The following is a 14,142-nucleotide window of genomic DNA, read 5'->3' as shown; positions in this document are numbered from 1 at the left end:
GATTTTCCCAGGAACTCACCTGACACTCTTGTCGCTGCAAGACCATGCACGGGGGATTCTTTATGCATTTCGACGAAGGAGAACTCGGCCTCCCCGGACTCTTGCTGATGGAGCTTGATTCTTGGCGGCAGTCGCCGGTGGCCGGCGAATTTCCCTCCTCCAGGGTCGTGCGCTACATCAGATCCGTCGGCAAGCACTTTCTCGCGACGCCCGTCGTCGAGGAGCTCGTCCGGGTTCGCGCCGGCCAATCCGAGATCGTCGGCGACGACGCAAGCCGCGAACACCTGCGTCGATTCCTGTCCGTGGTGCTGGACAAGCACGACGGGACCTACGACTACACGACCTACACGGCCCTTGACCTGCTGCGGCCGCAGAACGCAGGGCCACTTCCAGATTTCGAGGACGAGGTCGCCACCCGCATCGCGTTCCTTCTCTACGATGCTCTGGCATTCGAATGCGGGGCGGCCCTCGGACATCGCTCCCAGCTGCCGTGCATGCGGCCCGCCCGGGAAGCCGTGGAAAAAAGGCTGCGACACGGGCTCCGTGTCGCAACCGAAATGGACCGGCTGAGCGCCAAACCCATCACGCCGAAGGTATCCTCCCTCCGGGAGCGATACGATCAGCTCGTCGACGTACTCGAAGGAGCGCCGCCCGGGATGACTCCCAGGCTGGAGCAGACCCTTCTGCCGGTCTACATCATTCACGATGAATATCTCTTCATCCGAGTGCTCCAGTCCTTCGAGTCGATATTCGAGCACCTGGCGAGACTGGCATCCGAGGCAATTCTCAGGCTCGAAGCCCGGGAAGCGGAAGAGGCTCTTCTGCTGCTTTCATCGATCGCCCGCGTGCTGAGTCACGGGCTTCCGCTCTTCTCCCTGCTCGCCACGATGCAGCGCGAGTCGTTCGAGTTCTTCAGGAAGTTCACCGAGGGCGCCAGCGCCATCCAGTCGGTCAACTACAAGACGTTCGAAGCCCTGTGCGGTACGCCCCCGCGGGCGCGCGTGGAGTCCCCAGCCTTCCAGTCCGTCCCCGAGGTGCGCGGCCGCGTCCTGCAGAGCATGACCACCGTGCGCGGAGCCGCGGACGCCCTGATCGCCAGCGGTGCTCACGACGCAGAGGTCGAAGCCCGCCTGACCCGGGCGATGGCGCAGATCGAAGCCGTCCACCAGCGCTGGAAGCGGACCCACTACCGGTTGGCCGTCCGCATGATCGGTTCGGTCAGCGGCACGGGCTACACCGAGGGCACCCCCTATTTGAGATCCGTCATCGACAACAAGCTGTTCCGCCGAGCTGAGGAGACTACGTACTAATGGCACGACGCATCGAAGAAGGCCGGCCCGGCGAGGCCAAGGCGGTTCTCAACCCCAGCGAGCCCAACCCGCTCCTGCGTTTCGAGTACGACCGCGGCAGCAACTACGAGATGGACACCCGGATCACCCTCGCGATGGCCGCGCTGGTCCCCGAGGCCGAACTGATCAACTCCGATCACCGGATGTTCCAGATCGTCCACCTGGTCAACGAGTACGTGTGGTGCTCGATGCACCACGAGCTGGGGCGCGTGGCCGGGGCCCTCGACAACGACGACTTCGGGCTGGCCGCTCGGCTCATCGCCCGGACGAACGGACTGGCGGAGCTGCCCGTCCAGTGCGTCCGGATTCTGATGGACCACCTGCCCCAGGCCAGCTTCCTGCGCATGCGCGACCACCTTCCGGCCAACACGAGCGGCCTGGACTCGCCGGGCGGACGCAACCTGCGCCGGGTCTGCCGGGCGGTGTGGAAGTCGTTCGAAGCCGCCATGCAGCGGAACGACGTGACCTCCAAGGACCTGATCGAGGAGTTCGCGCGGGAGGGCGGCACCGCACCCGCCGCGTGGCTGAGCGGGCTTTCGACGGTACAGACCGGACTCCACGCGCTCGACTGCAAGCTCATGGAGTGGAACCAGCTTCACCTGCGTCTGGTCCGTCAGCACCTGGGCGGTCACCCGGCGGCGCGTGCCGAGTCGACTCCTGCGGCCGCGGCCGCCGCCGCAGAAGGCCCGACCAGTCTGCGCGGTGAACCCGTGAACGAGCTCGAGCGGCTGTCCGAGCGGTCCGTCTTCCCGCTCCTGTGGAAGAGCGTCGACGACGCCTACCGGCAGGCGACCCCGGACCGGACCACGCAGATATGAGCAACGTCGTCACCGCCGGAGCCGAGCAGCTCGACCTCTGGCTGGCCGCCAGCCAGGAACCGGAATCCCCCCGCTACAACGTTCCCATCTGCCTGACGTTCCGGGGCCGGGTCGACGAAACGGCCGTACGAGCGGCGCTCGTGCGACTGTACGAGCGTCATCCGGCACTGCGTTCGTCGTTCCGGACGGACGACGACGGCGCGGTGGAGCAGATCGTCGCCGCGCGCGTCGAGCCCTCCCTCAGGGTCGTCCGATCCGGTGAGGACCTCGACGACGTGCGCAGGACGGCCTGGGCCGAGCAGGTGGGACTCCGGCCCCTCGACATGACGACGCCCGGCCTCCTGCGGTCCGATCTCCTGCTGGAGCCCGGTGGAGCCGTGCTGGTCATGACGGGCCACCACATCGTTCTCGACGCCGCTTCGGTCGATCTCCTCGTGGACGACCTCTGCTCGTTCTACGAGCAGGCGATCGAGCCGCGGTCGGGCGGGGCCGAGGAGGAGAGCCGGCAGGACGGCGAGGAGCCGAGCGGGCAGCCGGCGGAGGACCTCGCCTACTGGCTCGGCCTCCTCCACGATTCGTCCGAGATGCTGGAGCCCCTGCCCGACCTGGTCCGGGGCGTGCGGCCCTCGTCCGCGGGATGCGAAGAGGCCTCGATCACCGGCGAGTCGGTGTCGGCCCTCAGGGCGCACTTCGAGTCCGCCCTCGTCTCCCCGGCGATCGGGGTCCTCGCGGCGTGGACCGCGGTCCTCCACCAGTGGAGCGGCCAGTCCGAAGGCCTCCTGGGCATCCCGTTCAGCGGAAGGTTCGGTTCGGGCGGTGACGACACGGTCGGCCTCGTCGCACGCGTACTCCCGGTGAGATCGTCCTTCGCCCCGGAGACCCCGTGGATCGACCACCTGATGGCCGTCCGCGGCCAGGTGATCGAGTCCTTCGAGCATTCGGGCGTGGACACCGGCACCCTCCGTGCGGAGCTCGCGGCGAGGGGACAGCGGTACCCCACCTTCCGGGCCACATTCACGCACCGCACCAAGCCCGACGTCAGACGCCTGTGTTCCGGTACGACCGTCACACGGGTCGATGTGCGGCTGGGCGCCGTGAAACACGACGTCGCCCTGATGGTGGCCGAAGACAACGGCGGCCTCACGCTGACGCTGGACTACGACGCCGGCATCTACCGGCAGTCGACCGCCCGGGCGATGCTCGACCAGCTCCTCGGCCTCCTCCTCGCCGCCGCGGCGAGTCCCTCGACGGGCATGGGCGCCCTCCTGCTGGAATCCGACGCCGTCGCCGCCACCGCGGGCGGCGCCGGGGCCCGGGCCCCCCACCCGACCAGGACGCCGCCGGAGATGGTCGTCGACGCCGCGACGTCCGATCCGGACCGCATCGCGGTGATCCACGGCACGGAGTCGCTGACCTACGGTGAGCTGGTCGCGGCCTCGGCTCAGGTCGCCCGATGGCTCCTTCAGGACGATCACCACGCCTCGTGTTCCGGCCAGGAGTCCGAGGAACTCGTGGCGGTCCTGCTCTCCGAGGGCATCGACGCCGTCGTCGCGTTCCTCGGCATCGCCCTGGCGGGCAAGGCGTACCTTCCGCTGGAGCCCGGGTACCCCGACGAGAAGCTCCACTCGATCCTCCGGGACTCCGGCGTCCGCCGGGTCCTCACCTCGCCCGAGGGCGTGGAGCGCCTCTCGCGCCTCGGCCACCCGGCGCATTCCGTCGCCGACGTGAGAGCCGCAGCCTCCGGCCTGCCGGCCGTCCCGCCCGCCGTCGGGCTCCACCCCGACATGCTCCTCAACGTGCTCTACACCTCCGGATCGACCGGACGGCCCAAGGGCGTGATGCTGTCGCACCTGGGCGTCTCCCGGCTGATGCAGGGCGACGGCTACGTCCGGCTCGAACCGGACGACAGGATCGCCCACTTGTCCCCGTTGAACTTCGACGGCGCGACCTACGAGATCTGGGGTGCGCTGACCCACGGCGCACGCCTCGTGATCCTCGACCGGGAGCTGGCGCTCTCACCCGCCGAGCTGCGCGACGCCATCGCGGAACACGGCGTCACCATGCTCATGGTCACCACCCCCCTGTTCCACAACCTCGTCACCGAGGCTCCCGACCTCTTCCAACACCTCCGGGTGATGGTCTTCGGCGGTGACACGGCCGCCGTCCCGCAGGTGGCGCGCGCCGTGAAGTGGTGCGGTCCCGGCGTGCTGCTGCACGGCTACGGCCCGACCGAGAACTCCTTCACGTCCATGTTCACCAAGGTCGACGCGGTGGAGGACGGGAGCCGCACGCTCTCGATCGGCCGCTGCGTCCCGGGAACGGAGGCGTACGTCGTCCACGAGGGGACCTTCGACCTCGCTCCCGTGGGATGCCCCGGCGAGTTGCTGCTGGGCGGCGTCGGCCTCGCCCGGGGCTATCTCGGCGACCCGCGCCGTACGGCCGAGGCCTTCGTGCCGGATCCGTTCAGCGGCCGGCCGGGCCGCCGGCTCTACCGAACGGGCGACCGGGTCCGCCGCCTGCCCGGCGGTGAGATCGAGTTCGTCGGGCGCATGGACGAGCAGGTCAAGATCCGCAGTCAGCGCATCGAGCTCGGAGAGATCCGGTCGGCTCTGCTCGCCGATCCCGCGGTCCGCGCCTGCCACGTCACGACCTGGCGCAATCCCCGGGACGAGAAGGAGATCGCGGCCTACCTGGTCATGCAGTCGGGCGGCACCTGGCAGGACGTGCGATCCCGGATGGGATCGGTCCTCCCGGACTTCGCCGTGCCGACCGCCTGGGCGGAACTGGACGAACTCCCGCTCAACGCCAACGGCAAGGTCGACTGGCGCCGGCTGCCCGCTCCGCACCGCCGGTCCGGGGCACGCCCGGCCGGCGTCCGCACGGTGGTCGCACAGCGCGGCCTCGACGCGGTGCGCGCCGCGTGGTGCGAGGTGCTCGGCGAGGTCCCGCCGGACGACGACGTCAACTTCTTCGAGGCCGGCGGCCATTCGCTGCTGCTGGTGCGCCTGCAGGCCATGCTGAAGAGGCACGCCGGTCTGGAGCTGAGCGTCGCCGAACTGCTCAGGTTCACCACCGTCCGCGCCCAGGCGGCGCGGCTGGGGAGCCCGGACGGACGGGCCCATGCCGCCCCGGCCGCAGGACCCGCCGCCGCCGAAGAGCCGATCGCCATCATCGGCGTCGCCGGACGCTTCGCCCTCGCGCCGGACGTGTACGCCTTCTGGGACAACCTGCGGGACGCGCGCGACTGCGTCGCGGGCGCGGGCACGCCGGCGGTCGCGCTCGGCGACGGCCGGCTGCGCATCGATCGCTGGGGCCTGCTCGACACGGCACGCGCGTTCGACGCCGAGCTGTTCCGGCTGTCTCCGGTCGAGGCGCGAGCGACCGACCCGCAGCACGCGCTGCTCCACGAATGCCTGTGGGCGGCCATGGAGAACGCCGCGGTCACGTTGGACCAGCTGCGGGGACGCACCAGCATCTACGCGGGCTGCGCGGAGACCGAGGCACAGGAACCGCTCGGCGAGGGCTCCCTCGCGGAAGGGCTCTCCCAGGCCTTCTCCTCCCGGCCCTCCTTCGCCGCCACCCGGTACTCCTACCGCCACGATTTCGAGGGCGAGAGCGTCATGGTCGACACGGCCTGCTCGACCTCCCTGGTGGCCGTTCACCTGGCCTGCGCGAGCCTGCGGTCCGGCGCCAGCGACTACGCCTTCGCAGGAGGGGTGTCGATCGCCGACCCGGCGGACGGCGGGTACGTCTACGAGCCGGGCATGATCTACGCCACCGACGGCGTGTGCCGGCCCTTCGACGTCCGGGCCACCGGAACGGTGGGCGGGGACGGCGCCGGCGTCGTCCTGCTCAAGAGGCTCTCCGACGCGCTCCGTGACGGGGATCCGATCCACGCCACGATCGTCGGCTCGGCGATCAACAACGACGGCAACCGGAAGGCCGGTTACACCGCGCCCGGAACGGACGGCCAGGTGGGCGTGTTCCGGAACGCGCTGCGGTTCGCGGGCCGCGATGCCGGCCACCTCGGATTCGTCGAGACCCACGGCACGGGCACCCGGCTGGGAGACGCGGTGGAGGCGACGGCGCTGGGCGAGGTCGTCGGGGAGCGGGCCGCTCCGCTGCCCGTCAGCTCGGTCAAGTCCGCGATCGGCCACTGCAACACGGCGGCCGGTATCGCCGGCCTGCTCACCGCGGTCTACGCGCTGGGGGAGAAGGTCCTTCCGGGCACGGTCAATTCCGGCCGGCCGATCGAGGAACTCACGCAGAACGGGAGCCTTCGCCTGCTGACCGCGAACGAGGAATGGCCGGCCGGGGACACACCGCGGCTCGCCGGAGTGAGTTCGTTCGGAATCGGCGGCACCAATGCCTGCGTGCTCGTGGAGGAATTCACCGAGCCGACTGGGGGGACCCATCAGTGACTGTTCAGAACAGGGTTGCACCGCCCTTCATCCTTCCCCTCTCCGCGCGGGGCGCAACGGCCTTGTCGCACACCTCGACCGGTCTCGCGGACTTTCTGGAAGACCGGTGGGGGACCGGCCTGGGGGACGCGGCGCACACGCTCGTCCACGGTCGGGAGAGGTTCGAGCACCGGCTCGCCGTGATCGCCGACGACACGGAATCCGCCGCGGCCCTGCTCCGGAACCCGAAGGCCCCCTCGGCCGGCGTCCGGACGGGCGTGGCCGCCGAAGGCGAGTGCCGTACGGTCTTCGCCTTCACCGGTCAGGGAGGCCAGTACACCGGCATGGCCGCGGGCGCGTACGCCGCCTACCCCGAGTTCCGCGCGTGGATCGACCGGGCTCACGCGCTGCTGGACGGTGTGATGCCGTATCCGCTCCTGGACTGCCTGTTCGACGCGGGCAGGGCGGCTCAGCTCGGCCGCACCGACGTCGCGGCCCCCGCGCTGCTCGCCGTCCAGTTCGGTCTGGTGCGCGTGCTCGCTCGGTACGGCATCCGTCCCGATGCGGTCCTGGGGCACAGCGTGGGCGAGTTCGCCGCCGCGGCCGTCGCGGGAGGGGTGTCCGAGGAGGACGCCCTCGTGCTGGTCGCCGAGCGCGGCAGGCTGATGGTCGAGAAGACGGAGCCCGGCACCATGCTGTCGGTCCGGTGCCGCCCCGGTTCCGCCTGGGACACCGCAAGGGTGGCCGCTCTGGCGGCTGACGAACCCCTGGTCGCCATCGCCGCGGTCAACAGCCCCCGGGACCTGGTGCTGAGCGGTGACCGGCGGTCCCTGGAGAGGATCGAGGAGCTGCTGGGCGGCGAGGGCGTGCGGACGCGCCGGCTGCCGGTCTCGCACGCGTTCCACTCCCCGCTCCTCGCCCCGATGGCGGACGACTTCCACCGGGCAGCGGACGCGATCACCTGGTCGGGGCCCACCTCCGCCGCGTGGATCAGCTGCGCCGCCGGCCCGATGGACGCGGCGCCCGACGCCGCGCACTGGCGGGAGCACCTGCTCCAGCCGGTGGAGTTCTGGAATGCCCTGTCCCAGGCGTGCACCGCGGGAACGCCGACCGTCCTCGTGGAGATCGGCGCGCACCCCACGCTCCTCCAGCTCGCCGGGCAGCTGGCCGACCCGCCGGCCCTGGTTGCGACGCTCGACCGTGAGCGCGACGCGGCCGTCGCCGTGGCGGGAGCCGCGGCGCAGGCATGGTGCCTGGGCGTCCCCGCCGACCTCACCGGCGGCGCGTCCGGGCGCAGGATCCACCTGCCGGGCTACGGATTCGACCGGCGGGTCCACTCGGAGCGACCGGCACCGAAGCCGAGCACGAGCACGAGCCCGGCTCGGGCCGTCGCGCCGACCTCTCCCCGGCCCGTTGCGCGTGACGTGCTCGAAGGCATCTGGACCGACCTGCTGGCCGTCACCCCCGACGAGTGCGCCTCGTTCGTCGAGGCCGGCGGAGACTCGCTGGCCCTGCTGCGGCTCCGGCAGCGGCTCGAAGCGGAACTGGGCACCGCACCCGGACTGGGAGACCTGCTGGACGCCGGGACCTTCGCGGCAATGCTCGCGTTGCTGCCCGACCACGCGGGACAGCCCTCCTCCACGCCCCCGCCTCCGGCCGCCGCCTCGACGGTGGTGGCCTCGACGGTGGTGGCCTCGACGGTGGTGGCCTCGTACCCGCCGTCCCTGGCCCAGCAGCGGATGCTGTTCGTGGACCTGATGCAGGACGATTCCAACCAGCACAACGTCACGCTCGCGGTGGACATCGCCGGCCGGGTGGATCCGGCCGCGATGGGCGGGGCCTTCACCGACGCCCAGCGCCGTCACTCCGGTCTGCGCACCGTGTTCCACCAGAAGGGCGGACAGTTCGAGACCGAGATCCTCGGCGAGCCGGGGGTGGAGCTCTCCGTCCTCGACACGGCCCTCGGATCTGAGCGGGGAACGCTCCGCCCGCTGACCGGGGACGACGACGTACGGGAATGGGTGCGCGAGCTGGGCGAACCTCCCCTGCGCTGCTTCGCCGAGCCGCCCGTGCGCGCCACGCTGGTCCTCGGCCCGGCGCGGAGCCTGATGGTGATCACGGTGCACCACGCGGTGACCGACGCGACGTCCATGGGCATCATGGTCGAGGACCTGGCGGCGGACTACCACCGCCGACGGGCGGGGGACCACACGCCCGCCCGGGCCAACGCGCACCAGTTCCACGACGTCCTCGCCGAACTGGAGCGGGCCGAGCAGAACGACACGACGCAGAGCAGCGCCTACTGGCGGGAACAGCTCGAGGGTGCGCCGGACCTGGTGCCCCTTCCCACCGACCGTCCCCGGCCCGACGTGCGGGCGGGCGCCGGCGCGATCTGGGGCTGCGACCTGGACCCCGAACTGGCGTCACGGATCCGGGCCCTGTCCGCCGAGCTGAACGCCACCCCCTTCAGCACCATGCTGGCCGCCTACGCGGTCCTGCTGCGCCACCACAGCGGCGCCGACGACATGACGATCGCGACACCGGTCACCAGCCGGTCCACGGAGGCGTCGCAGCGGGCCTTCGGACTGATGCTGAACACCCTGGTGCTCAGGGTGGTGCTCGGCCACGACGACTCGTTCGCCTCCCTGGCGAAGACCGTGAGCGCGGTGGTACTGGACGGGATCCGGCACTCGGCGTTCCCGTTCGACAGACTGGTCGCCGAGCTGAATCCGAAGCGGCACCCCGGCCGCACCCCGCTGTTCTCGGTGATGTTCGCGATGCCGGTGGACTTCCCCCTGCCCGCTTTCGACGGCATGCCCAGCCGCCCGGTGGAACTGCCCGGCATCGGCGCCAAGTTCGACCTGACCCTGTACGTCACCCCGACTGCCGACGGCGGTCTGCACCTGGACCTGGAATACGATCCGGCGCTCTTCGACGAGGTGACGATCCGGCAGTGGGGCGCCGACTACACGCGGCTGCTGGAAGCCGTGGTGGCCGATCCCGGCATCCGGCCGTCCCTGCCCGAATCCGAGACGTCCGCGGCGAAGGCCGGCACGACGGAAGGCGTGAGCATGACGAGAGGCGGCGACCGGCCGTTCAGCGACCTCGAACGCTATGTCGCGGACCTGTGGTCCGAAACGCTGCAGGCCGAGGTCAAGGGCGCCGAGGACGACTTCTTCGAGATCGGCGGTCACTCCCTGCAGGTGTTGGCCTGCCTGGTCGAGATCCAGGAGCGTTACCCCGACACCACCATCCAGGACTTCTTCGCGTACCCGACCGTGGAGCAGTTCGCCGCCCGTCTGGCGGAACTGGACGCGGAGGTGCCCGTGGCCCCCGTCCGGGAGACGGCCGGGCACGTCGAGGCGGCGCCCGTGGCGCGCCCGGTCCGGCACACGACGGCGACGCCGGCCGACGGCGGTGAGGTCCTCCTCACCGGTGCGACGGGATTCCTGGGCGCGCACGTGCTGGCCGCGCTGCTGCGCGAGCCCGGCCGTCCGGTGGCGTGCGTGGTGCGGCGGAGCGGGGACGTCCCGGCGATGGTCCGGCTGGCGAAGGTGGTCGAGTACTACGTGCCGGACGTTCTTTCCGAACTGCCGGGCCGAGTACGGATCATCGAGGGCGACCTCGGCACGATCAGCCCCGAAGAGCTGGCGGCTGCCACCGAAGGCGTCCGGGAGGTCATCCACGCGGCGGCCGAGGTGCGCCACTACGGCCGCGATGACCACTACTCCACGAACAACATCGTCCCGACCGCCATGCTCGCCCACCTGGCCCTGGCCCGCGGCTGGCGCATGGCCCACATGTCCACGCTGGCCGCCGTCGGTCCCGCGCCCGGCGACGGACCCCTGGTGACCCTGCGGGAGGATGACTTCGACCGGGGCGAGGCCTTCGACAGCCCCTACGCCCGGTCGAAGTACGAGGCCGAACTCGTCGTCAGGAAGGCGATCGCCGACGGGCTGGACGCGACGGTGCACCGCGTGGGCACGCTGGTCGGCAACACCCGGACCGGCACCTTCCTTCCCGATCCGAGCGCGAACATGATGTACCAGATCCTGCGGGTGATCCTCAGCTGTGGCCTCGTCCCCTCGGCACCGGGGTGGGGCATGGACCTGACCCCCGTCGATTTCGCGGCCGACGCCATCCTGGAGCTCTCCCGGAACCCGGCCCACTCGGGCCGTACCTTCCACATCTGCAACCCGGTGAGGCTCCCCTCGCCCGACCTCGTGGCGATCCTCCGCGACCTCGGCTATGCCGTGATCCCCGCAGCCCCGGAGGCGGTGGGGGAGTGGCTGGGACGGCCGGGAGCCGACGCCATCGACGCCAACGCCTATGCGTTCCTGGCCCAGTTCGTCAAGCCCGTGCCGACCATGGTCGAGTACGACGCGCAGGCCACGGCGGACGCCCTGGGTGATCTGCGCTGCCCCGAGCCCGACGCGGCCCTGCTGCGCACCCTTCTGGGCCACGGCATCGAAACAGGTTTCTTCCCGAAGTCGCGGCTCTGGGACTTCGCCACTCACCTCGACAACCCGAATGCGTTTGGAGCAGCACAGTGATCTATGACGTCGTCACCAACGACGAGGGCCAGTACTCGACCTGGCCGGTCGGGCGAGAGCTGCCCGACGGCTGGAAGCCGACCGGCTTCCAGGGCGGCAAGGAGGAGTGCCTCAGCCACATCGAGGGCGAGTGGACGGACCTGACGCCGCTGTCGGTGCGCGAGGTCCTCGAACCGCAGACCAACTCGCTCACGACGGAGCGCCTCACCCTCCGGGAGCTGACGCCCGCCCAGGTGGCCGTGCTGCTCGACGAGAACGCCACCTCCGACGACTGGATAGCCGGCTACCCGCTGCCCGGCAGCAAGTTCGCCGCCGGGGGCTTCGGGCGCCGGACCGCCGACCAGATGAGGCCCGGGTTCGGCATGTACCAGCTCGTCCGCGCATCGGACGGCCTGGTCATCGGCGAGATGGGCTTCCACGCGCCGCCGAGCGGCGGTGCCGTCGAAGTCGGATTCGGCCTCGCGGAGTCCTGCCGCGGCGCGGGCTACGCGACCGAGGCCCTGACCGAGCTCGTCCGCTGGGCCTTCTCGCAGCCGGGGGTCGACCAGGTGGTAGGTCGCACGATGGCCGCCAACACGCCCTCCCAGGGCGTGCTGACCCGGACGGGCTTCCAGCACGTCTCCCGTGACGAGGACATCGAGCGCTTCGTCCTCGGCCCGGCGGACCTCGCGCCCGTTTCCGAGCCTCTCGACCTCGACGACGAGGGCCGCGCCCTGATCGCCGGGGTGATCGAGGCGCGCCTGTCGAGCGGCCGGCGCCACGAGCTGGCTTTCGCGCCCGGGACCGACCCGATGATCCGGGCGATCCGCGAGGACGGCCACACGCTGGCGTTCGTCCAGTGCGGCGGCCTGAAGGGCGTCGACGACCAGGACAACCACTTCCTGGACATCGTGGTGCGCCCGGAGGCCGCACGCCGCGGCCTTGCCTCGCGCCTGCTCGCCGAGGCCCGTGTCTTCGCCCGCGACGAGGGCAAGACCGGCCTGGTCGCCGCCACCGCCGACGAGGACGGGATCTCCGGCGCCTGGGTGCGCAAGCACGGCTTCGAGGTGATCGGCCTGCACGGCGTGAGGAAGCGGACGCCCGACGCCCCGACCGCCGAAGCTCCCGCCCACCTGACCGTCGAGCACGTGGACAGGAGCGACGCCGCGGCCGTCGAGGAGCTCGTCGCCCTCGCGGTGGTGACCTTCTCCCAGGTCGTGCTGCCCGGAGGCGTGAAGCTGAGGCTGGAGCCGGAGACGGTTCGCCAGATCGTCCTCAAAGACGGCGACGGCCTGCTGCTCGCCTGCCGCAAGGACGGGCGCCCCGTCGGCTGGCTCGCGTCGGACTCGGTCCAGGACGGCGCCGTGAACCTGGTGGACGCCCAGGCGCTCACCGAGTGCGCCGGCGACGGCGTGCCGGACGCGCTGCTGGCCTCGGCGGCCCGCTGGGCGGACCGCGAACGCATCACGGTGACCGCCATCGTGGAGGAGAAGGGCCAGGTCGAACTCGCGGAGGCCCTTCCCCGGTTCGGCTTCGACCGCAAGGACGGCAGGACGATCTGGCGGCTCAGCATCGACACCGCCACCGCCCAGTCCTGAACCACGCTGCCGGCGCCGGGCACCGGCAGCTCCCGTCGAATCGAAAGATGCGTCCCATGTCTTCAACCAAGCAAAATCCGCTCCGCGTGATCGGGCTGCTGCCACGCCGCGCCCAGGCGCTGCTGGTCGCCAACGCGGTGAACTCCTTCGGCGCGGGGCTGGTCATGCCCTTCCTGCTGGTGTATTTCGGAGACATCCGCGGCCTGGACATCCGGATCGGCCCCGCCGCGATCGCCGTCACCGGCCTCTGCTCGTTCGGATCCGGGCTGGTCTGGGGCCACCTGCTGGACAAGCTCAGCTACCGGCTCGTGATGCCGATCGTCATGATCATCGCCGGTGTCGGAACCGGGCTCTACGCCATCGCCGACCGGCCGTGGATCGCACTGGCCGTCTCGGCCCTGTACGGCCTCGGCATGGGTGGCGTGGGCACGGTCACCAAGACGATGTTCGCCACGGTGGTCCCGAAGGAGCAGCGCACGCTGACCTTCGGCCTCGAATTCACGCTCTTCAACGCCTTCGTCGGACTCGGAGTCCTGGTCGGCGGCCTCGTGGCCTCGGGCACCCTGCGCAGCTACCAGCTGCTCTACTTGGGCGACGGGCTCTCCTTCGTCATCACCGCGGTGGCCTTCCTGGTCCTCCTGCCGAAGACCGCGGAGAAGCAGCACCACAAGGCCGAGGCGGACGCCGACGCGCCCGCGCCGTCCTACCGCTCCGTTCTTCGCATCCCCGCGCTCACGCTGGCCCTGTTCTGCATGCTGCTGTGCGCGACCGTCTCCCTCAGCCAGTTCCAGTCGGCGCTCCCCGGCTACGTCACGGTCAACGACGCGGTCACGCCCCGCGGGATCTCGGTGGCCTTCATCGCGAACGTCGTGGTGATCGTCCTCGCCCAGTTCCTGCTCATGCCGCGCCTGGAGGGCGTGCGCAGGAGCACGCTGATCTCGGCGTCGGGCGTCCTTTCGGCGGCCAGCTGGGTGTGCGTCTTCTTCGCCGGCCTGACCTCCGGGACCGCCGCACTGGTGACGCTCATCGCGGGTGTCGCGATCTTCTCGGTCGCCGAGGTCATCGTGATCCCGATCGTCGCCACCCTCATCAACGGACTGGTCACCGACGAGGTCCGCGGGCGCACCAACGCCCTGTTCTCCTTCGTCATCTCCGGGGGGATGATCCTGGGCCCGCTGCTCACGACCGCTCTCCTCGAGGTCGATCACGGCAGAGCGCTGATCGTGGTGCTGGCGGTCGGGAGCCTGCTCGTCCCGCTGGCCGGCCTCAAGCTCCGCCGGAGCCTGCCGGACGAGCAGGACAGCCCCGCGGCGAAGGCCGCAACCACGGACGAGGCCGAGTCGGACGGCGAACTGGCTGCCGCGACGGCCTGATCTCCGGGGCTCCGGGGCCCCGGGCCGGACGGCACCGTGCCTTTCTGCCCGGCGGCCCGGCGCCCCGTGCCG

At 70.9% G+C, this 14,142-nt stretch carries 6 protein-coding genes; all 6 read left to right on the top strand.

What is annotated here, in order from left to right; genetic code table 11:
- Window positions 1–62: 62 nt before the first annotated feature.
- The 6 genes from PV721_RS05830 to PV721_RS05805 are packed head-to-tail and all read left to right on the top strand — an operon-like array spanning window position 63 to window position 14,070.
- Window positions 63–1,310 (top strand): tryptophan 2,3-dioxygenase, encoded by a 1,248-nt coding sequence (locus PV721_RS05830; RefSeq protein ID WP_319721738.1) that lies wholly within the window; start codon window positions 63–65, stop codon window positions 1,308–1,310.
- Window positions 1,310–2,167, top strand: coding sequence for a hypothetical protein (locus PV721_RS05825; RefSeq protein ID WP_319721737.1), 858 nt, complete (start codon window positions 1,310–1,312; stop codon window positions 2,165–2,167). Before PV721_RS05830 ends, PV721_RS05825 begins: the two co-directional genes overlap by 1 nt.
- Entirely contained in the window at window positions 2,164–6,588 is a 4,425-nt protein-coding gene (locus PV721_RS05820; RefSeq protein WP_319721736.1) for an amino acid adenylation domain-containing protein, read from the top strand. Before PV721_RS05825 ends, PV721_RS05820 begins: the two co-directional genes overlap by 4 nt.
- Window positions 6,471–11,120, top strand: a complete 4,650-nt coding sequence (locus PV721_RS05815; RefSeq protein ID WP_416371032.1) for a condensation domain-containing protein — start codon at window positions 6,471–6,473, stop codon at window positions 11,118–11,120. Before PV721_RS05820 ends, PV721_RS05815 begins: the two co-directional genes overlap by 118 nt.
- On the top strand, window positions 11,117–12,697 hold the full coding sequence (locus tag PV721_RS05810) for a GNAT family N-acetyltransferase (RefSeq protein WP_319721734.1): 1,581 nt from the start codon (window positions 11,117–11,119) through the stop codon (window positions 12,695–12,697). The genes PV721_RS05815 and PV721_RS05810 overlap by 4 nt, the downstream gene beginning before the upstream one ends.
- 56 nt (window positions 12,698–12,753) lie before the next feature.
- The gene (locus PV721_RS05805; RefSeq protein WP_319721733.1) at window positions 12,754–14,070 is read left to right on the top strand and encodes an MFS transporter; all 1,317 of its coding nucleotides are present in this window, start codon (window positions 12,754–12,756) and stop codon (window positions 14,068–14,070) included.
- Window positions 14,071–14,142: the final 72 nt, after the last annotated feature.

This window comes from Streptomyces sp. MB09-01, from assembly GCF_033794505.1.
Taxonomy (GTDB): domain Bacteria; phylum Actinomycetota; class Actinomycetes; order Streptomycetales; family Streptomycetaceae; genus Streptomyces.
This window is presented reverse-complemented; position numbering and strand designations above follow the sequence as displayed.